Source organism: Pseudolactococcus raffinolactis NBRC 100932 (assembly GCF_001591765.1).
Classification (GTDB): Bacteria; Bacillota; Bacilli; order Lactobacillales; family Streptococcaceae; genus Pseudolactococcus; species Pseudolactococcus raffinolactis.
In genome coordinates this window covers 38983-59608 of the sequence record NZ_BCVN01000007.1, presented here as the reverse complement: position 1 = coordinate 59608, position 20626 = coordinate 38983, and the positions used below count along the sequence as shown (strand labels likewise).

35 protein-coding genes are annotated in these 20626 nt (G+C 41.3%); 1 reads left to right on the top strand and 34 read right to left on the bottom strand.

The window, feature by feature from the left end:
• Positions 1 to 422: 422 nt before the first annotated feature.
• The 29 genes from rplQ to rpsJ form a co-directional block, all read right to left on the bottom strand.
• Positions 423 to 803 (bottom strand): 50S ribosomal protein L17, encoded by a 381-nt coding sequence (gene rplQ / locus LRA01S_RS04070; protein WP_061774340.1) that lies wholly within the window; start codon positions 801 to 803, stop codon positions 423 to 425.
• Between the two features lie 24 nt (positions 804 to 827).
• A complete protein-coding gene (locus tag LRA01S_RS04065; RefSeq protein WP_061774339.1) occupies positions 828 to 1763 on the bottom strand; it encodes a DNA-directed RNA polymerase subunit alpha in 936 nt (311 codons plus the stop codon).
• Between the two features lie 52 nt (positions 1764 to 1815).
• Positions 1816 to 2199 carry a 30S ribosomal protein S11 gene (gene rpsK, locus LRA01S_RS04060; protein WP_003138068.1) on the bottom strand — a complete coding sequence of 128 codons (384 nt, stop codon included), beginning with the start codon at positions 2197 to 2199 and terminating at the stop codon, positions 1816 to 1818.
• A gap of 15 nt (positions 2200 to 2214) precedes the next feature.
• A complete protein-coding gene (gene rpsM / locus LRA01S_RS04055; protein ID WP_061774338.1) occupies positions 2215 to 2580 on the bottom strand; it encodes a 30S ribosomal protein S13 in 366 nt (121 codons plus the stop codon).
• Between the two features lie 16 nt (positions 2581 to 2596).
• Complete coding sequence (gene rpmJ, locus LRA01S_RS10755; protein WP_072353646.1) at positions 2597 to 2713, bottom strand: 50S ribosomal protein L36; 117 nt, start codon at positions 2711 to 2713, stop codon at positions 2597 to 2599.
• Positions 2714 to 2742: 29 nt separating this feature from the next.
• Positions 2743 to 2961 (bottom strand): translation initiation factor IF-1, encoded by a 219-nt coding sequence (gene infA / locus LRA01S_RS04050; protein WP_003138071.1) that lies wholly within the window; start codon positions 2959 to 2961, stop codon positions 2743 to 2745.
• Positions 2962 to 3096: 135 nt separating this feature from the next.
• Positions 3097 to 3744: an adenylate kinase gene (locus tag LRA01S_RS04045; RefSeq protein ID WP_061774337.1), complete on the bottom strand. Its 648-nt coding sequence runs from the start codon at positions 3742 to 3744 to the stop codon at positions 3097 to 3099.
• Between the two features lie 122 nt (positions 3745 to 3866).
• The gene (gene secY, locus LRA01S_RS04040; RefSeq protein ID WP_061774336.1) at positions 3867 to 5177 is read right to left on the bottom strand and encodes a preprotein translocase subunit SecY; all 1311 of its coding nucleotides are present in this window, start codon (positions 5175 to 5177) and stop codon (positions 3867 to 3869) included.
• A 155-nt stretch (positions 5178 to 5332) separates the two neighbouring features.
• Positions 5333 to 5782, bottom strand: coding sequence for a 50S ribosomal protein L15 (gene rplO / locus LRA01S_RS04035; protein WP_061774335.1), 450 nt, complete (start codon positions 5780 to 5782; stop codon positions 5333 to 5335).
• Positions 5783 to 5903: 121 nt separating this feature from the next.
• Positions 5904 to 6083 (bottom strand): 50S ribosomal protein L30, encoded by a 180-nt coding sequence (gene rpmD / locus LRA01S_RS04030; protein ID WP_003138079.1) that lies wholly within the window; start codon positions 6081 to 6083, stop codon positions 5904 to 5906.
• Between the two features lie 10 nt (positions 6084 to 6093).
• Positions 6094 to 6588 carry a 30S ribosomal protein S5 gene (gene rpsE / locus LRA01S_RS04025; protein WP_003138081.1) on the bottom strand — a complete coding sequence of 165 codons (495 nt, stop codon included), beginning with the start codon at positions 6586 to 6588 and terminating at the stop codon, positions 6094 to 6096.
• Positions 6589 to 6608: 20 nt separating this feature from the next.
• The gene (gene rplR, locus LRA01S_RS04020; protein WP_003138082.1) at positions 6609 to 6956 is read right to left on the bottom strand and encodes a 50S ribosomal protein L18; all 348 of its coding nucleotides are present in this window, start codon (positions 6954 to 6956) and stop codon (positions 6609 to 6611) included.
• Between the two features lie 198 nt (positions 6957 to 7154).
• Entirely contained in the window at positions 7155 to 7691 is a 537-nt protein-coding gene (gene rplF, locus LRA01S_RS04015) for a 50S ribosomal protein L6 (RefSeq protein ID WP_061774334.1), read from the bottom strand.
• Between the two features lie 120 nt (positions 7692 to 7811).
• Positions 7812 to 8210, bottom strand: a complete 399-nt coding sequence (gene rpsH / locus LRA01S_RS04010) for a 30S ribosomal protein S8 (protein ID WP_061774333.1) — start codon at positions 8208 to 8210, stop codon at positions 7812 to 7814.
• A 253-nt stretch (positions 8211 to 8463) separates the two neighbouring features.
• Positions 8464 to 8649: a type Z 30S ribosomal protein S14 gene (locus tag LRA01S_RS04005; RefSeq protein WP_031366996.1), complete on the bottom strand. Its 186-nt coding sequence runs from the start codon at positions 8647 to 8649 to the stop codon at positions 8464 to 8466.
• Positions 8650 to 8666: 17 nt separating this feature from the next.
• Positions 8667 to 9209, bottom strand: coding sequence for a 50S ribosomal protein L5 (gene rplE / locus LRA01S_RS04000; protein WP_061774332.1), 543 nt, complete (start codon positions 9207 to 9209; stop codon positions 8667 to 8669).
• A gap of 22 nt (positions 9210 to 9231) precedes the next feature.
• Complete coding sequence (gene rplX / locus LRA01S_RS03995; RefSeq protein WP_003138088.1) at positions 9232 to 9537, bottom strand: 50S ribosomal protein L24; 306 nt, start codon at positions 9535 to 9537, stop codon at positions 9232 to 9234.
• A gap of 107 nt (positions 9538 to 9644) precedes the next feature.
• Positions 9645 to 10013: a 50S ribosomal protein L14 gene (gene rplN / locus LRA01S_RS03990; RefSeq protein WP_003138089.1), complete on the bottom strand. Its 369-nt coding sequence runs from the start codon at positions 10011 to 10013 to the stop codon at positions 9645 to 9647.
• 23 nt (positions 10014 to 10036) lie between these two features.
• On the bottom strand, positions 10037 to 10297 hold the full coding sequence (gene rpsQ, locus LRA01S_RS03985) for a 30S ribosomal protein S17 (protein WP_003138090.1): 261 nt from the start codon (positions 10295 to 10297) through the stop codon (positions 10037 to 10039).
• 22 nt (positions 10298 to 10319) lie between these two features.
• Complete coding sequence (rpmC, locus tag LRA01S_RS03980) at positions 10320 to 10526, bottom strand: 50S ribosomal protein L29 (protein ID WP_003138091.1); 207 nt, start codon at positions 10524 to 10526, stop codon at positions 10320 to 10322.
• Positions 10516 to 10944, bottom strand: a complete 429-nt coding sequence (gene rplP / locus LRA01S_RS03975; RefSeq protein ID WP_003138092.1) for a 50S ribosomal protein L16 — start codon at positions 10942 to 10944, stop codon at positions 10516 to 10518. The genes rpmC and rplP overlap by 11 nt, the downstream gene beginning before the upstream one ends.
• Complete coding sequence (rpsC, locus tag LRA01S_RS03970) at positions 10944 to 11597, bottom strand: 30S ribosomal protein S3 (protein ID WP_003138093.1); 654 nt, start codon at positions 11595 to 11597, stop codon at positions 10944 to 10946. The genes rplP and rpsC overlap by 1 nt, the downstream gene beginning before the upstream one ends.
• A gap of 12 nt (positions 11598 to 11609) precedes the next feature.
• Positions 11610 to 11954, bottom strand: coding sequence for a 50S ribosomal protein L22 (gene rplV / locus LRA01S_RS03965; protein ID WP_003138094.1), 345 nt, complete (start codon positions 11952 to 11954; stop codon positions 11610 to 11612).
• Positions 11955 to 11973: 19 nt separating this feature from the next.
• Positions 11974 to 12252, bottom strand: a complete 279-nt coding sequence (rpsS, locus tag LRA01S_RS03960; protein WP_003138095.1) for a 30S ribosomal protein S19 — start codon at positions 12250 to 12252, stop codon at positions 11974 to 11976.
• A gap of 100 nt (positions 12253 to 12352) precedes the next feature.
• Positions 12353 to 13186 (bottom strand): 50S ribosomal protein L2, encoded by an 834-nt coding sequence (gene rplB, locus LRA01S_RS03955; protein WP_003138096.1) that lies wholly within the window; start codon positions 13184 to 13186, stop codon positions 12353 to 12355.
• Positions 13187 to 13200: 14 nt separating this feature from the next.
• A complete protein-coding gene (locus LRA01S_RS03950) occupies positions 13201 to 13488 on the bottom strand; it encodes a 50S ribosomal protein L23 (RefSeq protein WP_003138097.1) in 288 nt (95 codons plus the stop codon).
• Positions 13488 to 14114 (bottom strand): 50S ribosomal protein L4, encoded by a 627-nt coding sequence (rplD, locus tag LRA01S_RS03945; RefSeq protein ID WP_031366994.1) that lies wholly within the window; start codon positions 14112 to 14114, stop codon positions 13488 to 13490. The genes LRA01S_RS03950 and rplD overlap by 1 nt, the downstream gene beginning before the upstream one ends.
• 23 nt (positions 14115 to 14137) lie before the next feature.
• Positions 14138 to 14761: a 50S ribosomal protein L3 gene (gene rplC / locus LRA01S_RS03940; RefSeq protein WP_003138100.1), complete on the bottom strand. Its 624-nt coding sequence runs from the start codon at positions 14759 to 14761 to the stop codon at positions 14138 to 14140.
• 14 nt (positions 14762 to 14775) lie between these two features.
• Positions 14776 to 15084: a 30S ribosomal protein S10 gene (gene rpsJ, locus LRA01S_RS03935; protein WP_003138102.1), complete on the bottom strand. Its 309-nt coding sequence runs from the start codon at positions 15082 to 15084 to the stop codon at positions 14776 to 14778.
• A gap of 259 nt (positions 15085 to 15343) precedes the next feature.
• Between rpsJ and mscL the strand changes: the two genes are divergently transcribed.
• A complete protein-coding gene (mscL, locus tag LRA01S_RS03930) occupies positions 15344 to 15721 on the top strand; it encodes a large-conductance mechanosensitive channel protein MscL (RefSeq protein WP_061774331.1) in 378 nt (125 codons plus the stop codon).
• A 73-nt stretch (positions 15722 to 15794) separates the two neighbouring features.
• Here mscL and thrC read toward each other — a convergent pair whose 3' ends face one another.
• The 5 genes from thrC to LRA01S_RS03910 all read right to left on the bottom strand — a co-directional run bounded on the left by thrC (position 15795) and on the right by LRA01S_RS03910 (position 20618).
• Positions 15795 to 17285 (bottom strand): threonine synthase, encoded by a 1491-nt coding sequence (gene thrC / locus LRA01S_RS03925; protein ID WP_061774330.1) that lies wholly within the window; start codon positions 17283 to 17285, stop codon positions 15795 to 15797.
• A gap of 113 nt (positions 17286 to 17398) precedes the next feature.
• Positions 17399 to 17992: a transcription termination/antitermination protein NusG gene (gene nusG / locus LRA01S_RS03920; RefSeq protein WP_061774329.1), complete on the bottom strand. Its 594-nt coding sequence runs from the start codon at positions 17990 to 17992 to the stop codon at positions 17399 to 17401.
• Positions 17993 to 18085: 93 nt separating this feature from the next.
• Complete coding sequence (gene secE / locus LRA01S_RS03915) at positions 18086 to 18280, bottom strand: preprotein translocase subunit SecE (RefSeq protein ID WP_061774328.1); 195 nt, start codon at positions 18278 to 18280, stop codon at positions 18086 to 18088.
• Entirely contained in the window at positions 18280 to 18429 is a 150-nt protein-coding gene (gene rpmG / locus LRA01S_RS10750; protein ID WP_072353644.1) for a 50S ribosomal protein L33, read from the bottom strand. The genes secE and rpmG overlap by 1 nt, the downstream gene beginning before the upstream one ends.
• A gap of 41 nt (positions 18430 to 18470) precedes the next feature.
• Positions 18471 to 20618 (bottom strand): transglycosylase domain-containing protein, encoded by a 2148-nt coding sequence (locus tag LRA01S_RS03910; RefSeq protein ID WP_061774327.1) that lies wholly within the window; start codon positions 20616 to 20618, stop codon positions 18471 to 18473.
• Positions 20619 to 20626: the final 8 nt, after the last annotated feature.

The following is a 20626-nucleotide window of genomic DNA, read 5'->3' as shown; positions in this document are numbered from 1 at the left end:
AATTACTTTCTGTTTTAAGAGATAGCAACTCCTATTCTTTATTTTTGAGTTGTATTTGCTACGTTTACTGTACCATTGACTTGACGACTAGGCCACGTCAGACGTTTGACATCATTTTTAGTTTTGTATGTCTATTCTAACACAGAAAGCTTAATCACGCCTTTGAAATAATTTATGGCAAAATAAAAACCACTTATCTCAAAGGATAAGCGGCCTAGTTTTTAAGACTAGACAGTAAGAGCTAGACTAAGTGCAAGCACCACCATCATAACACTCCACAAAAGATTGATGAAGACTATCGGGTCACACTGGCAAACCGAATTTATGTCATTTTCAAAATACTTTCGAAAACACCATAAAAATCGAATGACAGGTGCCCCTTACTGCTTTATTTAATTGTTGAGTTCAACTGACTCCAATGATTAAACGAGTTCAATAATTGCCATCGGCGCAGCATCGCCACGACGTGGTTCAGTTTTAAGAATACGTGTGTATCCACCATTACGGCCTTCATAACGTGTAGCGATATCGCCAAACAATTTTTGAAGTACAGTTGGGAAAGTTTCAGTTTCTTCGTTGAAATCTTTTTCAGCGATTTCGTTACGTACGTAAGCAGCAGCTTGACGGCGTGCGTGAAGATCGCCACGTTTTCCGAGTGTAATCATTTTTTCAACAGTTTTACGAACTTCTTTAGCGCGAGCTTCAGTTGTTACGATGTATTCGTTAATGATCAAGTCAGTCGTCAAATCGCGAAGCATTGCTTTACGTTGATCAGATTTACGTCCAAGTTTACGGTAACCCATGATTCCTCCTATTTAGATTTTAATTTAGTCTTTTTTAAGTGACAAGCCTAGGCTATCAAGTTTATCTTTAACTTCCACTAAAGATTTACGACCCAAGTTTTTCACTTTGAGCATTTCTGGTTCACTCATATCAGCAAGGTCAGCGACGGTATTAATACCAGCACGTTTCAAACAGTTGTAAGAACGAACAGAAAGATCAAGTTCCTCGATGACTTTATCCAAAGCACGCTCAGGTTTGACCTCGTTTTTATCAACCAATGTGTCAGCAGCTTGCGCTACTTCAGATAAGTTAACAAAGAGACTCAAATGGTCAGTCAAGATTTTTGCAGATAATGACAAAGCATCTTCTGCTGAGATTGTGCCGTTAGTGAAGATTTCAAGTGACAATTTGTCAAAGTTATCTTTTTCACCCACACGAGCTGGTTCAACTTGGTAATTTACTTTGTTGACAGGTGTGTATGATGAATCCACAGCGATTGTCCCGATAGGTGCATCAGATTGTTTATTATCTTCAGCCAAGACATAACCACGACCAGATTTCACAGTCATACGAGCGTTCACAGAGTGACCTTCCGCAAGTGTGAAGAGATAATGATCTTTGTTGACAATCTCAATATCGCTATCTGTCAAGATATCTCCAGCTGTAACAACTGCAGGACCTGTGACGTCAAGTTCAATGATTTTTTCCGTTTCAACATATGATTTGATCGCAAGCCCTTTAATCGCAAGAATCACTTGAATCACATCTTCATGCACGCCTGGAATCGTTGTGAACTCATGGAGAACACCATCAATTTGGATGCTTGTGACAGCAGCACCAGGAAGTGACGATAGAAGAATACGACGCAATGAGTTGCCAAGGGTTGTCCCATAACCACGTTCTAACGGTTCTACGACAAACTTGCCATAGGTATTAGCTTCATCAAATTTTGTAATTTTTGGTTTTTCAAACTCAATCATGTGTATATCCTTTCAGTGCAAAATGTTAGAGTAGCAACAAGCACTCTAGAAATTATACACGACGACGTTTTGGAGGACGTGCACCATTGTGGGGTACAGGCGTCACATCGCTGATTGCTGTTACGTTAAGACCAGCAGCTGCAAGAGCGCGGATAGCCGATTCACGACCTGGTCCAGGACCTTTAACAGTAACGGCTACAGTTTTCAAACCATGTTCTTGAGCAGACTTAGCAGCAGCTTCAGATGCCATTTGAGCAGCGAAAGGAGTCGATTTTTTAGATCCTTTGAAGCCAAGAGCACCAGCAGATGACCAAGCAAGCGCGTTACCATGAACGTCTGTAATCATCACGATTGTGTTATTGAAAGTTGCATGAATGTGGACAACACCAGATTCGATATTTTTCTTCACACGACGTTTACGAGTAGGTTTAGCCAATGTTTATCTCCTTTCTTATTTTTTCTTGCCTGCGATAGATTTAGCAGGACCTTTGCGTGTACGTGCGTTGTTCTTCGTGTTTTGACCACGAGTAGGCAATCCGCGACGATGACGCATGCCACGATAGCTACCGATTTCCATGAGGCGTTTGATGTTAAGGTTGACTTCACGACGTAGGTCGCCTTCAACTTTAAGTCCATCAACTTCACGACGGATAGCATCTTCTTGGTCAGTTGTAAGATCTTTCACGCGAATATTTTCTGCAACGCCTGCGGCGGCAAGAACTTTTTGTGACGTTTTGAGACCGATTCCGTAAACGTAAGTAAGTGAAATTACTACTTGTTTATCGTTTGGAATATCAACTCCAGCAATACGAGCCATTCTTTATGTTTCCTTTCTATCCCTGACGTTGTTTGTGTTTTGGATTGACAGGGCAAATTACCATAACACGACCGTTACGACGAATTACTTTACAGTATTCGCACATTGGTTTAACCGATGGTCTTACTTTCATTGTATATACCTCCTATAAAAATGTTTGGACTACTTAAAGCGGTATGTAATACGTCCACGGGTCAAATCATACGGCGACATCTCAACAGTAACACGGTCACCAGTTAAGATGCGGATATAATTCTTTCGCATTTTGCCTGAAATAGTCGCCAAAATTTTGTGTCCATTTTCAAGTTCAACGGTGAACATCGCGTTAGGCATCGTGTCAATCACTTTGCCTTCAATTTCGATTACGTCATCTTTTGCCACGTCAACTTACCTCCTCTTTAAATTTGTCCATTTTTGATAAATATCTAAAAGTCGGACTAGGATATTATACCATACTAGTCCGACTTTTACAAGTTAATGATGCGAATTTATTTTTACTTCTGATATCACGTTTGTTTAGCCTAAAATTGCTTTGATTGCTTCTGAAACTTTGTCAATATCTTGTTGACCGTCAACATCTTTAACTAGGCCAAGTTTGCCATAATGCTCAAGGATTGGCGCACCTTGCTTGATGTTAATATCCAATCGGTTTTTAACTGTTTCAGGTTTGTCATCCTCGCGTTGGTAGAAATCATGGCCACCACATTTGTCACAAGTGCCTTCGATTTTAGTGGGGTTGAAAACTTTATGATAAGTTGCACCACATGTGCGACAGATGAAACGGCCTGACAAACGCTCAACCAAGATAGAAGGATCTACGTCAATATTCACAACTGCATCAAGTTTAATACCCAGATCCATAAGCATGGCATCAAGTGCTTCTGCTTGTTCAATCGTCCGTGGAAAGCCATCCAGCAAGAAGCCTGATGCTTGGATGTCATCTTGTGCCAAACGTTCTTTCACGATACCGTTTGTAACATCATCTGGTACCAATTCACCTTTATCGATGTAAGATTTGGCCAATTTACCCATTTCAGTTTCATTTTTCATTGCAGCACGAAACATATCTCCAGTTGAGATGTGTTGTACACCATATGTTTCAACGATTGTTTCAGCTTGTGTCCCTTTACCAGCACCTGGTAGGCCCATGATTAATAAATTCATTTGTTCTCCAATTGTCTATTTTTCTCTACCCTTCTATTTTAGCGTTTTCAAGTCCTTTTGACAACATCAAGCAGGCATTCTTTTTGAGTATCAAAAAAACCGGTCTTTCGACCAGTCTTTTATCATTTGATTGGATCGTCCATAAAGCCTTTATATTGGCGTTTAAACATGTAACCTTCCAATTGTTTCGCACCTTGAATCGCTGTAGAAATCAAGATCAAAAGGCTCGTACCACCAAGGGCTACCATTTTAGGCAGATCAAACAAGTTAGTCGCAACAATCGGAATAATCGAGATTAATCCGAGGAAGAGTGCACCAACCGTTGACAAACGAATCAACAAACGTGAGATATATTTTTCTGTCCCCTTACCAGGACGAACAGAAGGAATATACGATCCTTGTTTTTGTAAATTCTCTGCCATTTTTTCAGGATTTACCTGAACAAAAGCATAGAAGAACGTAAAGAGTGCTATCAACAAGGCGTAAAATAGCATCCCTGTCCAAGTGTTATAATCTAAGGCATTTTTGATATTTTCAACCCAAGCTATATTCTTATTAGAATGTTGCAAGAGCTGTAAAATCGTTTGTGGTGCCGTAGAAATTGAACTGGCAAAAATAACCGGAATAACCCCAGCAGGATTGACCCGCAATGGCAAGTATGAACTTGTCGGTGCACCTTGCACGAGTTTCGTATATTGGACTGGAATTTTACGCTCAGCTTGTTGAACAAAGGTTGTGATAAATACGATAGCTGCCATAGCAACAAGTAGAATCACGACAAATATGCTAGAGTTGAATATTTCTCCCGAGCGGACATTAACAAATTTATCTTGATAAACCTGGCTAATGGCACCGGGTATTGATGAGATAATCCCCGCAAAGATAATGACTGACACACCTTGACCAAACCCACGATCGGTGATTTGCTCACCCAACCAGACAACAATCATAGATCCTGTGGTTAAGATAGCACCGATAAACAGATAGGTTTGCCATGTCGGATTCGTCACGATATTTTGAGCACTCATTGCCTGAAAACCTGCAGTTATCCCAACGGATTGTAGCATAGCTAGAACCAGCGAAATGTAACGTGTGGCTTGATTGAGTTTCCGGCGACCAATCTCACCTTGTTTGCCCCATTCGACAAACTTAGGTAGGATATCCATTTGCAATAATTGGACAATGATGGAAGCCGTGATATACGGCGACACACCCATGGCAAAAACCGAAAAGCTTTGCATCGCATTCCCTGACACCATGTTCATCATTGACAAAAATGGCAGGTCACTCAAGGCATTTAAGTTATTAACGTTAATCCCAGGCACAGTGATATGCGCACCTAAACGGAAAACGAATAGAATGCCAAGCGTAAATAAGATTCGTGCTCGAATCTCCTTAACTTTGAACGCTTGAAACAAGAGTTTAAAAAACATAGAACCCCTTTATTCTGATTTAAATCAGCTTAATCTCATAGTATTTGAAAAAAGTTTTATTTCTCTAATTGTACTATAATTAAATCTGAAATTCAAACGACTGACTAAAATCACCAAAAGTCTGATGGGAATTCCCGTCAGACTGATGAGTGTTTTTAGGCTTCAGGAGTTACAACTGAACCACCGTTAGCTTCAATAGCAGATTTTGCAGAAGCAGAAATTTTTGCTACCTCAACTTTAAGGTTTTTAACTGTGAGTTCGCCGTTACCTAGTACTTTAACACCAGATTTAACATCTTTGATGATTTTAGCAGCAACTAATGTTTCAGCAGAAACAGTTGCGCCATCTTCAAGACGGTTTAATGTATCAAGGTTAACGATTGCGTAATCTTTACGGTTAACGTTCAAGAAACCACGTTTAGGCATACGACGGAACAAAGGTGTTTGACCACCCTCGAAACCAAGACGGACACCGCCGCCTGAACGAGATTTTTGACCTTTTTGACCACGACCAGATGTTTTACCATTACCAGACGAAGTACCACGACCAACACGATTACGGACTTTACGGCTACCTTCAGCAGCTTTGAGTTCATTTAATTTCATTATAAATTTCTCCTATTATAGTTACCCCTATAGAGATAACCTTTACTAAACGCCAAGACACTTTCGCGGGAAATCGCGGAAGTGTCAGGCTCGCTTTTATTTTTGATTAATAGTTAGCCTATTAAACTTTTTCAACTGTTACCAAGTGTGCGATCTTAGTGACCATACCGTTGATAGCAGGTGATTCTTCTTTGATGACTGAGCTTGACAATTTGCCAAGGCCAAGCGCTTTAACTGTTGCGCGTTGTGCAGGCAAGCGGCCAATTGGAGACTTAGTCAAAGTAATTTTAATTTGAGCCATGATATCCTCCTTACGCTAAGTCTGCTACAGATACGCCACGCAATGCGGCAACATCTTCAGCACGTTTAAGTTGTTTCAAACCATCAACTGTTGCGCGAACAACGTTGATTGGTGTGTTTGAACCAAGTGATTTTGATGTTACATCTGCAACACCAGCAAGTTCGAGGACGGCACGTACAGCACCACCGGCTGCGACTCCAGCCCCTTCGACAGCAGGTTTGATCAAGATCTTACCGCCGCCAAATTCACCAAGTACTTGATGCGGTACAGTTGTACCAACCATTGGTACTGTGATCATGTTTTTCTTAGCTGATTCAATAGCTTTACGGATAGCTTCTGGTACTTCTTGTGCTTTACCAGTCCCAAATCCAACGCGACCGTTACGGTCACCAACTACAACAAGCGCTGCAAAACGCAGACGACGTCCGCCTTTAACAACTTTAGTAACACGGTTGATACCAACAACGCGTTCTTCGAATTCTTTTACTTCTTCGTTTCTAGCCATTTTAGTGTCTACCCCTTTCCTTAGAATTTAAGTCCATTTTCACGTGCAGCCTCAGCGAGTGCTTGCACACGTCCATGGTAAAGGTATCCACCACGGTCGAAGATTACTTCTGAAACGCCAGCAGCTACTGCTGCTTTAGCTACTGCAGTACCAACTGCTTTAGCTTGTTCAGTTTTAGTACCGTTTTCTTTCAACGATGAGGCACTTGCGAGCGTTACACCTGCTATGTCATCAATTACTTGTGCATAGATGTTTGTGTTAGAACGAAAAACATTCAAACGTGGGCGCTCTGCAGTACCAGAGATTTTACCGCGTACGCGACGATGGCGTTTTTGACGCGTTTTATTTTTATCTGGTTTAGAAATCACAATATTTACCTCTTATTTTTTCTAGTCCCTCTTAGTAGCTATTAAGCCGCTTTGCGCAGCCAAATTCTCTCCAAAAGGTTATTGTTGGTTGTTTTACTCAAAACAGTAAGCAATATCAACATGTAGTCAATAACTCCGAGCTCATCCGCTGAACGCAAGATTAACCAGAGGCCAAAAACTACAAAAATTGAAAATAGCTTATTTACCTGTTTTACCTTCTTTACGTCTTACAAATTCACCAACGTAACGAATACCTTTGCCTTTATAAGGCTCTGGTGGGCGTAAGCCACGGATGTAGGCAGCAACTTCACCGACCACTTCTTTGTTAGAACCAGACACATTAATTTGTGTGTTTGATGGCACTTCAAAAGTGATACCGTCAGGTGCTACAACTTCATCTGGATGAGATTTACCTACTGACAATGTTAATTTATTGCCAGCAAGTTGTGCACGGTAACCAACCCCGCGCATTTCAAGCTCTTTTTTGAACCCTTCAGATACACCAATCACCATGTTGTTAAGGTTAGCACGAGTTGTGCCGTGGATTGTTTTCATTTCTTTTGAATCGTTTGGACGATGCAAAGTAATTTCAGTACCTTCGATTTTAATCTCGATGTTTTTAGAGAAAGTACGAGTTAACTCGCCTTTCGGTCCTTTTACTGTCGCTGTATTGTCGTCAAGTTTAACCTCAACGCCAGCAGGGATAGTAATAATTTTATTACCAATACGTGACATGTTTGTCTCCTGTTAAATTGTCAGTTAAGCAATGGCTCACACCATTGCTTAACAGTTTTCACGGGTTTCGCTAGAGAATCTAGCGAGTTTCCAGTTGCAGATAGAATTGAAAAACAATTCTTACCAAACGTAAGCGAGAACTTCGCCGCCGATGTTTTTAGCGCGAGCTGTTTTATCAGTCACAACACCTTCAGAAGTAGAAATCACAGCAGTACCAAGACCGTTAAGGACTTTAGGTACTTCACCAGATTTCACGTAAACACGCAAACCAGGTTTAGAGATACGTTTCAAGTTAGTGATAACTTTTTCGCCATCTTTACCGTATTTAAGGAAAACACGGATGATACCTTGTTTGTCATCTTCAATGAATTCTACGTCTTTAACGTAACCTTCAGTTTTGAGGATGTTTGCGATATCGCGTTTGATTTTTGATGCAGGTGCTTCAACGACTTCGAATTTACGCATGTTAGCGTTACGAATACGAGTGAGGAAATCTGCGATTGGATCTGTCATTACCATTTTAATTTTTCTCCTATTATGAATAGTTTGATGCGAACATCACTTGTTCATTAACGACTCCACTAGCAACAAAACTAGCAGATTTATAAATACCATAATTCAGCAACTTAGGAAACCTAAGCCCATCATTCAAAAAGCAAGGCCTTTACAAGCAAATGCCAAGTAAAGTTTTTGGCGTTGTCTGCGAGGCGGTGGAAACGACGCAACCTTGCGGTTGTGAGCTGAACACCAACGAAGCAGACAGCGTCAAAAATTACCAAGATGCTTTTTTAACGCCTGGGATTTGCCCTTTATATGCCAATTCACGGAAGCAAATACGGCAAAGTTGGAATTTACGGTATACTGAATGTGGACGACCACATTTTTCGCAACGTGTGTACGCTTGCGTTGTGAACTTCGCTGGACGTTTGTTCTTTGCAATCATTGATTTTTTAGCCAAGATATTTACCTCCTATATTATTTAGCGAAAGGCATGCCAAGTTTAGCAAGCAATTCACGTGATTCTTCGTCAGTGTTAGCTGTTGTTACAATAACAACATCCAAACCACGGACTTTATCTACGTTATCATACGTAATTTCTGGGAAGATGAGCTGTTCTTTCACACCTAGCGTGTAGTTACCGCGGCCGTCAAACGCTTTGTTTGAGACACCATGGAAGTCACGGACACGTGGAAGAGAGACAGATACCAATTTATCAAGAAATTCGTACATACGTTCGCCACGGAGTGTTACTTTCGCTCCGATCGCAACGCCTTCACGCAAACGGAAACCAGCAATTGATTTCTTAGCTTTAGTGATCAATGGTTTTTGACCAGAGATTAAAGCCAATTCAGCAACTGCTTTATCAAGGTTTTTTGAGTTGTTTACTGCATCACCAACACCCATGTTGAGGACGATTTTGTCAACTTTTGGCACAGCCATAACAGATGTGTAGTTGAATTTTTCAGTCAACGCTGGGATTACTTCGTTAGTGTATTTTTCTTTCAAACGATTAGTCATTATATTCTCCTTTCCGTGTCTATTAATCTAGGATTTCGCCAGATTTTTTGTTGTAACGCACTTTTTTGTCGCCTTCAACTTTATAACCAACACGGCCAGCTACACCATTTTTGTCAAGTACTTGTACGTTTGACACATGGATAGGCGCTTCTAGTTCAAGAATCGCACCGTTTGGATTTTCGTTGTTTGGTTTTTGGTGTTTTTTGATCATGTTAGCACCTTCAACAACGACTTTGTTAGCTTTTGGCAAAGCTTTAATGACTTTACCAGTCAAACCGCGGCTTTTGCCTGCGATGACTTTGACAGTATCACCTGTTTTTACAAACATTTGAATTTTCTCCTAATTTTCTTACGTCGCATCTTGCGACACCCTTAATGTATAAGGGGACTGTGTTTGTGTTTTGTTGGCTTAAGTTTTAAACCTAAGTTTAAAGCTTAAAGTACTTCTGGTGCCAATGACACGATTTTCATGAAGTTACCTTCACGCAATTCGCGAGCAACTGGGCCAAAGATACGTGTTCCACGAGGCGTTTTGTCATCTTTGATGATAACAGCAGCGTTTTCGTCGAACTTGATGTATGAACCGTCTGTACGGCGTGCGCCTGATTTAGTACGCACGATAACCGCTTTGACAACTTCACCTTTTTTAACAACTCCGCCAGGAGCTGCAGATTTTACAGATGCAACAATAACATCACCGATACCAGCAAATTTACGACCAGAGCCACCTAGGACTTTGATAGCAAGAATTTCTTTGGCACCGCTGTTATCAGCAACTTTCAAACGAGATTCTGATTGAATCACAGCAAATTCCTCCTTTTAGAATGTTAGATGATGACTGCTTCTTCAACGATTTCAACAAGACGGAAACGTTTGTCTTTAGACAAAGGACGAGTTTCCATCACGCGAACGATATCACCAGTTTTAGCTGAGTTGTTTTCGTCGTGAGCTTTCAATTTTTTAGAGTAGTTAATACGTTTACCATAGACAGGGTGGTTACGTTTTGTTTCGATGACAACAGTAATGGTTTTGTCCATTTTGTCAGAAACCACGCGGCCTTGATAAACTTTACGTTGATTACGTTCCATTTTAAAGGTTTCTCCCTATCTATTATTTCGCTTCGCGTTGAACAGTTTTCACGCGAGCAATTGTTTTCTTAACTTCGTTGAGGCGGACAGTGTTTTCAAGCTGACCAGCAGCTGCTTGGAAACGCAAGTCGAACAATTCTTTTTTCAAATCTTGTTCGCGTGTTGCGAGTTCTTCAGCTGAAAGACCACGAAGTTCTGTCAAAAGTGATTTTACTTCATTAAGCTTCATTTGTTTCCTCCTCAGCACGTTTTACAAACTTAGTTTTAACAGGAAGTTTGTGTGATGCAAGACGTAATGCTTCGCGAGCGACTTCTTCTGAAACGCCAGCGATTTCGAACATTACTTTACCGCGTTTAACTGGAGAAACCCAACCTTCAGGTGCCCCTTTACCAGAACCCATACGGACCCCGATAGCTTTTGCAGTATATGATTTATGAGGGAAGATTTTGATCCAAACTTTACCACCACGTTTCATGTAACGTGTCATGGCAATACGAGCTGCCTCGATTTGACGGTTTGTGATCCAGTGAGAAGTTGTTGCTTGGAGACCAAATTCACCAAATGCGACTTCTTTGCCGCCTTTAGCTTCCCCACGCATTTTACCACGGAATTCGCGGCGGTGTTTCACACGTTTAGGTACTAACATTATTTGTCTCCTTTCACTGATTTTTTAGTTGGCAAGATTTCACCACGGTAAATCCAAACTTTAACGCCAAGTTTACCATAAGTTGTATCTGCTTCTTCCCATGCGTAGTCGATATCAGCACGGAGTGTGTGCAATGGCACAGTTCCTTCTGAATAACCTTCAGCACGGGCGATGTCTGCACCATTCAAACGACCAGATACTTGTGTTTTGATACCTTTGGCACCAGCACGCATTGTACGTTGGATTGCTTGTTTTTGAGCACGACGGAAAGCCACACGTTGTTCAAGTTGACGCGCGATACCTTCACCTACAAGGTGAGCATCAAGGTCAGGTTTTTTGATTTCAACGATGTTGATGTGAACTTGTTTACCAGTCAAAGCGTTTAATTCTGCACGAAGTGCATCAACGCTAGCGCCTGATTTACCGATCACCATACCTGGTTTTGCTGTGTGCAAAGTCACGATGACTTTGTTAACAGCACGTTCAGTTTCGATAGTTGAAACTGAAGCATCCGCAAGTTTAGTTTGAACAAGTTTACGGATTGCAAGGTCCTCATGGAGGTAACTTGCGTATTCTTTTTCAGCATACCATTTTGCGTCCCAGTCACGAATGATTCCGACACGCATTCCAATAGGATGTACTTTTTGACCCACGATTTTACCTCCTTATTTTTCTGTCACAACCACAGTGATGTGGCTTGTGCGTTTGTTAATTGGTGAAGCTGAACCTTTAGCCCGTGGACGGAAACGTTTCATTGTTGGACCTTCATTGATGTAGGCTTCAGAAACGAAAAGGTTTGCTTTTTCAAGACCAAAGTTGTTTTCAGCGTTTGCGATTGCAGAGTTCAAAACATTCTCAATCTCATTTGCTGCTTTAGTCGGTGTGAATTTAAGTGTTGCGATAGCATCTGCAACGTTTTTTCCACGAATCAAGTCGATTACAAGACGTGATTTACGAGGTGAAACGCGGACTGTACGAGCAGTTGCTTTAGCTGAAGTAATTTCTGCCATTTTTTTCCTCCTCTATAAATTAACGACGTGTCTTTTTATCGTCTGCTGCGTGGCCACGGTAAGTACGTGTTGGTGCGAATTCGCCCAATTTGTGTCCTACCATGTCTTCTTGGATATATACTGGCACGTGTTTGCGACCATCATAAACTGCAATCGTGTAACCGATGAAGTTAGGGAAGATCGTAGAACGACGTGACCAAGTTTTAATAACTGTTTTCTTTTCGTTGCCTTCTTGAGCAACAACCTTTTTCATCAAATGATCATCGACGAAAGGGCCTTTTTTAAGACTGCGTCCCATGTGTTATGGTTTCTCCTTTAATTTTTAGTGATTCAAACTAAATATTTGAACGACTTGTATTAGAACCACTGCCGGTGCAAAGCCGGAGCTGGCGGATAGATTATTTTTGGTTTTTACGACGAACGATAAGTTTGCTAGATCTAGCTTTCTTATTACGTGTTTTAAGACCAAGCGCTGGTTTGCCCCATGGTGTAGATGGAGATTTACGACCAACTGGTTGTTTACCTTCACCACCACCGTGTGGGTGATCGTTCGGGTTCATTACTGAACCGCGGACTGTCGGACGGATACCCTTCCAACGGTTACGACCAGCTTTACCGATATTGACAAGACTGTGCTCACCATTACCGACAACACCGATTGTTGCACGTGCAGTTGAAAGAATCATGCGAACTTCACCAGATTGTAAACGCACAAGTGTGTATTTACCTTCTTGACCAAGTACTTGTGCAGATGCACCAGCTGAACGTACCAATTGTCCACCTTTACCAGGTTTCAATTCGATGTTGTGAATCAATGTACCTACTGGAATGTTTGCAAGTGGCAAAGCGTTACCAGTTTTGATGTCGGCTGTTGGGCCAGAAACGATTGTTTGACCAACAACAAGACCTTTAGGTGCAAGGATGTATGTTTTAATACCATCAGCATAAACAACCAAAGCGATGTTTGCTGAACGGTTTGGATCGTATTCGATAGTCGCAACTTTAGCAACGACGTCATCGTGATTACGTTTAAAGTCGATCACACGGTAATGACGTTTGTGTCCGCCACCTTGGTGACGTACAGTGATGCGTCCGTTGTTGTTACGGCCTGCTTTACTTTTAAGTGATACCAACAATGATTTCTCAGGTTTGTTAGTCGTAATTTCAGCAAAGTCAAGGCTTGTCATGTTACGGCGACCGTTGGTCGTCGGTTTGTATACTTTAATACCCACTGATTACTCCTTTCTTATTCCCCGAAAATTTCAATGTTTTTAGAATCAGCCGTCAGGGTCACGATAGCTTTCTTCACTTTGTTTGTGTAACCTGTGTATTTACCTACGCGTTTAGCTTTAGGTTTCACATTGACAGTGTTAACAGAAGCAACTTTAACCCCTTCAAACGCAGCTTCAACAGCTTGTTTGATAAGAAGTTTGTGGGCACGCCCGTCAACTTCAAAGGTATATTTCTTTTCATCCATTGCAAGCATAGAGCTTTCAGTGATGATTGGTTTTTTGATTACGTCGTACAATGACATTATGCAAGAACCTCCTCAATTTGAGATAGAGCTGCTTGTGTCACCAAAATTTTATCGTTGTTTACGATATCAAGAACAGATGCTGAGTTAGCAGTTGTGACTTGAACATTTGGAATGTTACGTGCAGACAATTCAGCGAATTTATTTCCTTCGTTTTCGAAGATGACAAGAACTTTACGTTCAATGGCAAGTGCTTCAAGAACTTTTACAAATTCTGCAGTTTTTGGTGCGTCGAAGTTCAGCGCATCAACTGCCACAAGTTTGTTTTCTGCAACTTTTTCAGAGTAAACTGATTTAAGTGCAAGTTGACGAACTTTTTGTGGCAATTTGTAACCGTAAGAACGTGGTGTTGGTCCGAAGACTACGCCACCACCACGCCATTGTGGTGAGCGGATAGAACCTTGACGTGCACGACCAGTTCCTTTTTGACGCCATGGTTTTTTACCACCACCGCGTACTGCTGAACGGTTTTTAACTGCGTGAGTACCTTGACGAAGGCTAGCACGTTGGCTTAGGATTACGTCGAAGACTACAGATTCGTTTGGTTCAATACCAAAGACTGCATCGTTCAATGTGATATCGCCAGCTTGCGATCCGTCTTGTTTAAATAATGATACGTTAGTCATTTTTAACTTATCTCCTTTCCTTATTATTTAGCTTTAATAGCTGATTTTACTGTGATAAGTGATTTCTTAGCACCTGGGACATTACCTTTAACGAGGATAACATTTTTTTCAGGGACAACTTGTACGATAACGAGGTTTTGAACTGTTACGCGGTTGCCACCCATGCGACCTGCAAGGTGTTTATTTTTGAATACACGGTTAGGTGCAACAGGACCCATTGACCCTGGACGACGGTGGTAACGTGAACCGTGAGCCATTGGCCCGCGTGATTGTCCGTGGCGTTTAATAACCCCTTGGAAACCTTTACCTTTAGTCGTACCAGTGACGTCAACAACATCTCCAGCTTCAAATTGTTCTACTGTCAATTCAGCGCCCACTTCCAAGCCTTCAATGTTCTTGAATTCACGAATGAAGCGCTTAGGAGCAGTGTTTGCTTTTGCAACATGGCCTTTGGCAGGTTTGTTACTCAAAACTTCACGTTTGTCATCAAAACCAACTTGAACAGCTTCGTAGCCATCAGTTGCGACTGTTTTGACTTGAAGTACAACATTAGCTGCAGCTTCAATGACAGTTACTGGGATTAATTCGCCAGTTTCGGTGAAAATTTGGGTCATTCCCACTTTTTTCCCTAAGATTCCTTTTGTCATTAGAGTTCCTTTCCTTATAATTTAATTTCGATGTTGACACCACTTGGTAAGTCGAGTTTCATCAAGCCGTCAACAGTTTTTTGTGTTGGGTTAATGATGTCGATCAAACGTTTGTGTGTACGCATTTCGAATTGTTCGCGTGAGTCTTTGTATTTATGAGTCGCACGGATGATTGTGTAAACTGAACGGTCTGTTGGAAGCGGGATTGGACCTGCTACAGATGCGTCAGTACGTTTCGCAGTTTCTACGATTTTTTCAGCCGCTTGATCAAGAATACCATGTTCGTACGCTTTCAAACGAATGCGGATTTTTTTGTTTGCCATTTTTTCTCCTCTCGTCTATTTCTTAGAATAGGCTAGCTCCACGAGAAAACTAATACAGGATGCGTGGCAACGCCTCCGGGTGTATCACAACCTCTCGCTTCACAGCTACATACTACGCTTTACGCAGTACTTATCCATGATAACAGAAAGCTTGACCATTTGCAAGCTTTTCATCTATTTTTTTCTCGAAGGCTTCACACATCCCTTTCCTACAGTGGTTATGATATAATTAGACTATATTATTTTAGGAGGAAACGTCGTGTTAAAAGAATTTAAAGCATTTATTCTGCGAGGCAATGTCCTTGACCTAGCTGTCGGTGTCATTATTGGGGGTGCTTTCACCGCTATTGTCAAATCATTAGTGGATAATCTCATCAACCCGCTCATCGGAATTTTCGTCCAAGACGGTGCACTTGCACAGCTCAGCTTCAAATTAGGCAATGCAACATTCGCCTATGGTAAGTTCTTAAATGATGTCTTGAACTTCTTGATTACAGCATTTGTGATCTTCGTTATCATTAAAACAGTTAACAAATTGTTTGCCGCTAACAAGACAGAAGAAGCCGAAGAAGTTGCTGCTATCAACGAAGAAGTCGAAACATTGAAAGAAATCCGCGATTTGTTGAAACAAAAATAAACATCTATTATATAGAAGAAAGACCCTAGATCGTCATCTGGGGTCTTTCTTCTATATAATAATAGACATTTTATTAACCAAGTACTAAATACGCTTCAACTGCTGCTCGCATGTCAGTTGCTGGAATGACCGTATCGTGTAAAACCGGTGCACCAAAGAGATCCGAAACAGCTTTCGGTAGCGGTGTGCCTGAAATCTCCTCTAGCTTTTTAACCAAATCAAAGTCATCTTCTTGCCCGGTCAATGTCGTTAGACTTTCGACAACAACTTTTGGAAACTTATAAGGACTAGCTGTCGAGACAATAACAGTTGGTGTTGTATCTTGCGTTTCAGCAAGGTATTTTTTGTATACCGCACTCGCAACCGCTGTATGTGGATCTTCAACATAGTGATCACCTTCAAAAGTCGCTGCGATCTGAGCAGAGATTTCAGCTTCATCCGCAAAATCTGCATAAAAGCCGTTAAGTTCTGCCAACATCTCATCCGTGATTTTATAGGTGCCTGTTGTATTGAGACTCGTCATCAATTCTGATGTTGCGGCATCGCTATCCCCTGTTAAATGGAAAATCAACCGTTCCAGATTAGACGAAACCAAGATATCCATTGAGGGTGAACTCGTCACAAAGAAGTCTCGATTTTTATCATAAGTCCCTGTTCGGAAGAAATCAGTCAGGACATTATTTTCATTTGAGGCACAGATGAGCTTACCTACTGGCAAACCAATTTGTTTGGCATAGTAACCCGCTAGGATATTCCCGAAATTACCTGTCGGTACTGTGAAATTGATGCCAGCACCATTTTTAATCGCACCCGAATTAACAAGTTGCGCATAAGCATAAACGTAGTAGGCAATTTGTGGTACAAGACGACCAATATTCATCGAATTGGCACTTGAAAATTGTTTGCCGTTAGCCAGCATTTTATCGCGCAAGGCTTCATTGTTAAACATGGCTTTGACATTGGTTTGGGCATTGTCAAAGTTACCATCAATAGCGATGACCTTAACGTTTTCACCCACCTGAGTCGTCATTTGATGTTCCTGAATTTTTGAGACACCATCTTTCGGATAGAAAACAACGATTTTCGTCCCAGGCACATCAGCAAAACCTGCCATGGCAGCTTTCCCAGTATCACCAGAGGTCGCCGTCAAAATGACAATTTCACGATCAACACCGTGTTTCTTAGCAGCTGTTGTCATAAGGTAAGGCAAGATAGAAAGTGCCATATCCTTGAAGGCAATCGTATTACCATGGAACAACTCTAAATTATATTGACCATCCAGCTTAACAAGTGGTGCAATAGCTGCATCATCAAATTTACTATCGTAGGCATTTTCGACGCAATAAGCAATCTCTTCAGCTGTAAAATCATCTAGAAAAGCTGATAGAACAAGTGTTGCCACTTCTTGGTAGCTTGCATTCTTAAGTGTCTCAAAATCCAAAGCAACATTTGGTACTTCAGTTGGCACGTAAAGACCTCCGTCAGTCGCAAGCCCTTGTAGAATAGCTTGACTAGCGGTTACTTGATTGGTTTTATCACGCGTTGATTGGTAGATTAAAGTCATTTTCGGCTCCTCATGATTGGCATTTCAGTTAGTCATATTGTAGCATAATTATCAGAATATTTCAAAAAAACTTCCAAATTTCGGAAGTTTTTAGTCGATCTTCTAGGCGTTAATCAGTAAGTGATTTCATCAATTTGTTGAAGATCAAGTTCAACCGGTGTTTCACGCCCAAACATGTCAACCGTTACTTTCACTTTGTCACCATTGACTTCTGTGATCGGTCCTTCAAATCCAGAGAAAGCACCGTCAATAATTTTGACACGTTTGCCTACATGGATATCAAAGGTAATTTCACGAACGACTTTGCCCATACCTTGAAGGATTTCTTGAATTTCTTCTTCAAATAAAGGCGTTGGTTTTGACCGGTTACCATGGGAACCAACGAAACCTGTTACGTTAGGCGTATTACGTACGACAAACCAAGCTTCATCCGTCATGTTCATCTCAACTAAGACATAACCCGGGAAAAGGTTTTCTTCAACTTCTTTACGCTTACCATTGACTTCTTTATCAACAGTTTCTGTCGGAATCTCAATGCGCAAGATGTTATCCGTCATATTGTAAGTTTGCGCGCGTTCAAGCAAGTTTTCCTTCACTTTGTTTTCATAACCAGAGTAGGTTTGAATCACAAACCACCCTTGGTCAAAGTTGACAACTTGTTCCTCAGCAGCTGCTTGTTCAATGTTTTCTTCGAATGCGTCTGACATGCTCGTTCTCCTTATAAATAGTAAATAGACAATTCTGAGTATCTTTTTAGTACAAGAAAAAGGCTTTCCGCCCTTTTCCCATATTATACCATATTATTTGATCATTGGTACCAATAATTTAACGGCTTGTGTGACACCGCTTTTGATCAACCAGTCAAAAATCATGATGAATACCATGAAGAATATTGAGTACTGAATGACCATACCAAAGTCTTTTACCGCTTCTGAGCGCGTTGGCCATGTGACAAGGCGCATTTCGGCAACAATTGAATTGATAAATTTAAACATTATCTAGTCTCCTTATGCAGGGTATATTTTCCACACGTTTTGCAGAATTTGTTCACTTCGAGACGTTTATCGCGTCCGTTTGAGCTGACAGTTATCGAATAGTTGCGCGATCCACAGACCGTACAAGCTAAGCTTGCTTTTTTAATCATCTAATTATCTCCAGTTTATTATTCTACCAAAATATAGCGAATTAGTCAAACCATGACTTAACACGGTCCCAGATGTTATCGCCAACTTCTTTAGCTTTTTTACCGGCTTTATCTGTGAAAGCTTTTGCCTTTTCCGTAATATCCTTAGCTTTACTCTTAGCGTCTTCAACAACATCATTGGTAGCTGGATCCTCTGATGCTGTTGTAACAGGGTCTAGTCCTGCCAAACTATAGGCATTCTCTTCTTTGAACTGCGTATTATTGGTATAAGGCAAGATGGTACTAGCCATCGTTCTGAATATTTCCGATGCTGTCCCTGCGGATGTTCCATCCAATCTGTGCAATTCGCTCTCAGGATTTTCATAGCCTAACCAGAGTGTCATCACAACATCAGGCGTGTAACCGATAACCCATTGGTCGATATCCTCATTCGTTCCTGTTTTTCCTGCCAGTGTATACCCATAAGGCGCTGCATAAATCCCTGTCCCATTGGTATAAGTCCCTAACATCATAGATGTCATTTTTTGCGCCGTTTGACTATCAATCACACGCGTTGATTTAACTTTCGCAGTCGCAATGGTCGCACCCGTTGCACTAACAATTTTTTTGATCAGATGCGCTTCGTTCATAATGCCATCATTGGCAAAAGTCGCATAGGCTTGCGCCATCTGCCAAGGGTTTGTCTCAACACCAGCACCTAGCGCCGTCGATAAGGTGTCATTTTTATCCGTCAAGTTAAGCCCGAATTGTTTACCTTTTGCTATACCGGTTTTAATACCTATAGCCTTAAAGGTATTGATCGCCGGAATATTATAGGAATTAGCAAGTGCCTGATACATTGGCATATTGCCATGCCACTGCCGATCAGCATTGAGCGGCTGCCAACCATCATAATTCATCGGCTCATCGTGGACCGTCTTATTGATCGACCATCCCGCTTCAACCGCTGGCGTATAAACAACCAAAGGTTTAATCGTTGAGCCTGGGCTACGACCAGATTGTGTCGCAAAGTTAAAACCACGGAAACTATCATTGTCCACTGTTGGTACGCGCCCAATCAGCGCTTCCACTTCACCTGTGCTAGGATTAATGGCGACAGATGCAGACTGGGCACTAACACCATCAGCAGCGACTGGAAATTGGTAGGTATTGGCATAAGTCGTCTGCATCCCTGTCTGCATATTTTGATCCAGACCGGTGTAGATTTTATAGCCATTATTTAAAATATCGTGCTCAGTTAAGCCATAGACATTGATTGCTTCCTGAATCACCGCATCAAAATAGCTCGGATAATTATAATCGTCATCTTTACCAACATAGGCATCTGCTAGATTGCTAGTAATTCCGATTTGCATGTTCGCTTCGGCGTCCGCTTGCTTAATAAACCCTGCGTTAACCATATTTTGTAGGACCGTATCCCTGCGATCCTTGGCAAACTTACCTTCCTTATACAGCGGATTATAGACCTCAGGCCATTTGAGAATCCCCGCAAGGGTCGCCGCTTCTTCAACAGACAATTCCTTAGCAGACTTGCCATAGTATTTCATGCTGGCATCTTGAATACCCCAAATCCCATTCCCAAAGTAAGAATTATTCAGGTACATGGTTAAAATGTCTTTTTTATCGTATTTTTTATTGATTTCAAGGGCTAGGAACAATTCCTTAGCCTTACGATCGACCGTTTGCTTTTGGGTTAAGAAAGCATTTTTAGCTAACTGCTGCGTGATGGTTGAGCCACCGCCAAATTTACCTAGCGTCACGACAGCTAAAAGCGTCCGCTTAAAGTTGATACCATTATTATCATAGAAAGTTCTGTCTTCTGTTGCAATCACAGCATTTTTGACATTATCTGAAATCTCATCAAATTTGACCGTTGTTCCTTTTTGACCATACATAGCACCTGCAGATTGCCCGTTTTTATCAATGATTTCCGTCCGTGCTTCCATTGATTGCTTGAGCGTTTCAACATCAGCTGTTTTGGCGAGAAAAAGGAGATAACTCGCAATCGATAGCACCAAGAAAAGGACCAAAGCAATCGTAATTTTGGTCAAATTATAACGTTTCCAAAAGCGCTTAATGGGCGCAGGAATCAATTGTCTTTTTTTTGTTTTTGCTTTTCTATCTAATTCCGGATCAGCATTTTTTTGCGATCGACTTAAACTCGATTTCTTCAATTCGTTTTCTGTCATAGCTCTAT

What these genes read in the sequence shown, in the direction of transcription:
- rplX (WP_003138088.1), bottom strand. Translation starts at nt 9,537, where the DNA reads ATGTTTGTAAAAACAGGTGATACTGTCAAAGTCATCGCAGGCAAAAGC.
- rpmG (WP_072353644.1), bottom strand. Translation starts at nt 18,429, where the DNA reads ATGATTAAAAAAGCAAGCTTAGCTTGTACGGTCTGTGGATCGCGCAAC.
- secE (WP_061774328.1), bottom strand. Translation starts at nt 18,280, where the DNA reads ATGTTTAAATTTATCAATTCAATTGTTGCCGAAATGCGCCTTGTCACA.
- rplV (WP_003138094.1), bottom strand. Translation starts at nt 11,954, where the DNA reads ATGGCAGAAATTACTTCAGCTAAAGCAACTGCTCGTACAGTCCGCGTT.
- rpsM (WP_061774338.1), bottom strand. Translation starts at nt 2,580, where the DNA reads ATGGCTCGTATTGCTGGAGTTGATATTCCAAACGATAAACAAGTAGTA.
- rplD (WP_031366994.1), bottom strand. Translation starts at nt 14,114, where the DNA reads ATGACTAACGTATCATTATTTAAACAAGACGGATCGCAAGCTGGCGAT.
- rpsS (WP_003138095.1), bottom strand. Translation starts at nt 12,252, where the DNA reads ATGGGACGCAGTCTTAAAAAAGGCCCTTTCGTCGATGATCATTTGATG.
- rpmD (WP_003138079.1), bottom strand. Translation starts at nt 6,083, where the DNA reads ATGGCTCAAATTAAAATTACTTTGACTAAGTCTCCAATTGGCCGCTTG.
- rplQ (WP_061774340.1), bottom strand. Translation starts at nt 803, where the DNA reads ATGGGTTACCGTAAACTTGGACGTAAATCTGATCAACGTAAAGCAATG.
- secY (WP_061774336.1), bottom strand. Translation starts at nt 5,177, where the DNA reads ATGTTTTTTAAACTCTTGTTTCAAGCGTTCAAAGTTAAGGAGATTCGA.
- thrC (WP_061774330.1), bottom strand. Translation starts at nt 17,285, where the DNA reads ATGACTTTAATCTACCAATCAACGCGTGATAAAACCAATCAAGTAACC.
- rpsE (WP_003138081.1), bottom strand. Translation starts at nt 6,588, where the DNA reads ATGGCTAGAAACGAAGAAGTAAAAGAATTCGAAGAACGCGTTGTTGGT.
- rplP (WP_003138092.1), bottom strand. Translation starts at nt 10,944, where the DNA reads ATGTTAGTACCTAAACGTGTGAAACACCGCCGCGAATTCCGTGGTAAA.
- rpsQ (WP_003138090.1), bottom strand. Translation starts at nt 10,297, where the DNA reads ATGGAACGTAATCAACGTAAAGTTTATCAAGGCCGCGTGGTTTCTGAC.
- rpmC (WP_003138091.1), bottom strand. Translation starts at nt 10,526, where the DNA reads ATGAAGCTTAATGAAGTAAAATCACTTTTGACAGAACTTCGTGGTCTT.
- rplC (WP_003138100.1), bottom strand. Translation starts at nt 14,761, where the DNA reads ATGACAAAAGGAATCTTAGGGAAAAAAGTGGGAATGACCCAAATTTTC.
- rpsH (WP_061774333.1), bottom strand. Translation starts at nt 8,210, where the DNA reads ATGGTAATGACAGATCCAATCGCAGATTTCCTCACTCGTATTCGTAAC.
- rplF (WP_061774334.1), bottom strand. Translation starts at nt 7,691, where the DNA reads ATGTCACGTATTGGTAATAAAATTATTACTATCCCTGCTGGCGTTGAG.
- rplE (WP_061774332.1), bottom strand. Translation starts at nt 9,209, where the DNA reads ATGACTAATCGTTTGAAAGAAAAATACACTAACGAAGTAATCCCAGCG.
- LRA01S_RS04045 (WP_061774337.1), bottom strand. Translation starts at nt 3,744, where the DNA reads ATGAATTTATTAATCATGGGCCTACCAGGTGCTGGTAAAGGGACACAA.
- rplO (WP_061774335.1), bottom strand. Translation starts at nt 5,782, where the DNA reads ATGAAATTAAATGAACTCAAAGCTGCTGAAGGTAGCCGTAAAGTCCGT.
- rpsJ (WP_003138102.1), bottom strand. Translation starts at nt 15,084, where the DNA reads ATGGCAAACAAAAAAATCCGCATTCGTTTGAAAGCGTACGAACATGGT.
- nusG (WP_061774329.1), bottom strand. Translation starts at nt 17,992, where the DNA reads ATGTCAGACGCATTCGAAGAAAACATTGAACAAGCAGCTGCTGAGGAA.
- LRA01S_RS03910 (WP_061774327.1), bottom strand. Translation starts at nt 20,618, where the DNA reads ATGACAGAAAACGAATTGAAGAAATCGAGTTTAAGTCGATCGCAAAAA.
- LRA01S_RS03950 (WP_003138097.1), bottom strand. Translation starts at nt 13,488, where the DNA reads ATGTCATTGTACGACGTAATCAAAAAACCAATCATCACTGAAAGCTCT.
- LRA01S_RS04065 (WP_061774339.1), bottom strand. Translation starts at nt 1,763, where the DNA reads ATGATTGAGTTTGAAAAACCAAAAATTACAAAATTTGATGAAGCTAAT.
- rpmJ (WP_072353646.1), bottom strand. Translation starts at nt 2,713, where the DNA reads ATGAAAGTAAGACCATCGGTTAAACCAATGTGCGAATACTGTAAAGTA.